At 61.8% G+C, this 2,578-nt stretch carries 4 protein-coding genes; 2 read left to right on the top strand and 2 right to left on the bottom strand.

The genetic code is table 11. The annotated features are described in order from the left end of the window. Window positions 1-353 (top strand): DUF6101 family protein (locus WB528_RS24165; protein WP_423891443.1); only part of this gene is annotated, 353 nt, incomplete at its 5' end. Window positions 354-364: 11 nt separating this feature from the next. Here the strand turns inward: WB528_RS24165 and ubiA are convergent. Then, complete coding sequence (gene ubiA, locus WB528_RS24160; protein ID WP_423891440.1) at window positions 365-1,330, bottom strand: 4-hydroxybenzoate octaprenyltransferase; 966 nt, start codon at window positions 1,328-1,330, stop codon at window positions 365-367. A gap of 86 nt (window positions 1,331-1,416) precedes the next feature. Further along, window positions 1,417-2,109: a hypothetical protein gene (locus tag WB528_RS24155; protein ID WP_423891438.1), complete on the bottom strand. Its 693-nt coding sequence runs from the start codon at window positions 2,107-2,109 to the stop codon at window positions 1,417-1,419. A gap of 204 nt (window positions 2,110-2,313) precedes the next feature. On the opposite strand from WB528_RS24155, the gene WB528_RS24150 reads away from it, so the two are divergent. After that, window positions 2,314-2,578: RNA methyltransferase PUA domain-containing protein (locus WB528_RS24150; RefSeq protein ID WP_423891437.1), on the top strand; the 265-nt coding region annotated here is incomplete at its 3' end.

Raw genomic sequence — 2,578 nt, 5'->3', positions numbered from 1 at the left:
AGGGCATGCGGATGGCCATCAATCTTCGTGTCAGCGATTTTCGCGGCATTGCGCTGCGCGGGATCGACGATGCCCAGATGCTGGTGCTGCTGCATCGCGATCCGTCCCTAAGTATCCCGCTTTGCGTGAGCTTCGACCGCGAGGAAATTGCGGCGGCCTGGCAGAAGTGGAGCGATATCTTCTCACTGCCGCAACTTGCCGAGGAAGCGCCGTGCGAGCCATCGCCACGGCGGCGGCGACGCAACGCGATCCGTGCGCGGCGTCCGAGGTTCCTGGTACGGCGGCGCGGTGGCAACCCGCTTGATACCGCCAACGTGCATCGCGACGAGCGCGAGATCATCGCAAGGAATTAAAGCTGCGGGCCTCAGGCGGCCCGCATCACCGCGTCCACCAGCAGCCCCGCAAACAGCAACAGTCCTGCATCGCGGTTTGATTTGAAGACGCGCAGGCACAGCGCGGGATCGTCGATCCTCAGCCGCGCGATTTGCCAGCCAAGATGAACGGCGAACACGGCGAGCCCAAGCCAGGCTGGAAAGCCGGCGCCCGTCAACCAAATCGCCACACCGATCAAGACCACCGCCAGGCTGTAGAACACGATCAGCGCACGATGGGTGCGCTCGCCGAACAGACGCGCCGTCGATTTCACGCCGATCAGCGCGTCGTCCTCGGTGTCCTGATGGGCATAAATGGTGTCATACCCGATCACCCAGGCGACCGAACCGGCATAGAGAAAAAGCGCAGGCAGCCCAATCTGCCCCAGGATGACGGCAAACCCCATCAAGGCGCCCCACGAGAAGGCAAGCCCGAGCACAATCTGCGGCCACCACGTGATCCGCTTCATGAAAGGGTACACCGCAACGATGGCCAGAGACGCTATACCGGTCACGACCGCGAAGCGATTGAACTGCAGCAGTACCGCAAGGCCAATCAGCGCCTGTGCGACCAGAAACGCCAACGCTTGCCCCACACCGACCTGTCCTGCCGGTATTGGGCGCGAGCGCGTGCGTTCGACCTTGGCGTCGAGATCGCGATCGGTGATATCGTTCCAGGTACAGCCGGCGCCGCGCATGGCAAAGGCGCCGATGCAGAACAATGCAACCGTGAGCGGCAGTCGGCTAACATCGTGAGCTAACGCAGAAGCGAGCGCTGCCGACCACCAACACGGCAACAGCAACAGCCAGGAACCAATCGGACGGTCGAGGCGAGCGAGCCGCAGATAAGGCCGTGACCATGGCGGCGCGAGCGTATCGACCCAGTTACCGGTCGCGTCCGCAACGCGAGCCAGTGCGGCGGATTTGACATTCGCTTCAGTATTGCCGGGGGTTCCCATAGCGAATGTCTAAAGCCGCACTAAAACCTATGTAGCTAGTGCCCCAGCACTTGCTTTCGATATTCCGTAGAGGCCGGCGATGCGCATCATCGCGTGAGCGCGTTGCCGCTCAGCGTGTCGAACGTAGTGCCGCCGCTTTTCTTGGCAACGGCGGCTTCTGGCAGCGCCGTCGCAGAACCCAACACGTCGCTCAGGCTCGGACCGACGGGACCCTTCTGTGCCTGCGTCGCGGCGTTGCAAATTTTCTCCTGCATCGCCTCCGAGCCCTTATGGCCTTTCTTCAGTTGCTCGGAAATCTGAGACGGGATCCCGCATCGTGCCGAATTGGTCTCGACATATTTTATCATCTTGACCTCAGCCTGGATAAAGCTGCCCATCAGCTTGCAGGCTATCTCCGGACCCAGGCGCTTATCGCTGGCGGCCTTGAGCGCCTGGCCACGCTTCTCCGTCTCCTGGCGCAGCGGCAGGAACTCCTTCATGCAATCGTCGGGCGGACCGGCTTGCGTCGGCGGCGCCGCAAAGGGCGAACTCGCCATGGGCGCTGCTCCCGGCCCCGGAAATGAAGCAGGCCCGGGCGCGTTACCGAAAGAGGGTGCCATGGGCCGCGCGGTTCCAAAGGCAGCCCCAGGCGCGGTGGCGTTCACGGGTGGGAAAGCGGGGTCATTGACCGTCCCCGCCTTGCCAGGCAGCGGCGCTGGAAACGCGCCTTGCGCCAAAACTTGTCCGGCATGAAATGTCACAGCGGCCGCGATAAGCGCCGCGATCAACTGACGGATCATCAAAGCTATTCCTTCAGGCCTGCAAGTACCTTCCCGACAGGAGAAGCGACTCCGGTGGGATATTTTACGATTGCTGCCAATGGTTAACAACCCGTTGAATAGGGCAAGAGCGCGGCGCAACGCCGCCCCTTGATTGGTAAAATCAGCGCAATTTCTCATTCTTTGGGCTAAAAGCCCGCCGATTGGATCATCTGGAACTTCGCATTGCCTTCGCATGATTTTCACAAGCCCCGGCTGTTTGTCGACGCCCCCCTCGAAAGCGGCGCTGCCGTCACGCTTGCCCGCGACCAGAGCAACTACCTCGGCAACGTGCTGAGGCTTTCCGCGGGCGACGGCGTTCTCGTTTTCAACGGACGCGATGGCGAATGGCAAGCTTCGATCAGAGGACGCAAACGGCCTGACGGCCTTGAAATTACAACCCGGACCCGGCCGCAAGATCGTTTGCCGGAACTCGCTTACGTGTTCGCGC

The sequence above is a fragment of the Bradyrhizobium sp. genome (assembly GCF_049586575.1).
Classification (GTDB): domain Bacteria; phylum Pseudomonadota; class Alphaproteobacteria; order Rhizobiales; family Xanthobacteraceae; genus Bradyrhizobium.
The sequence above is the reverse complement of the archived record's forward strand: the minus strand, read 5'-3'. Positions and strand labels throughout refer to the sequence as shown.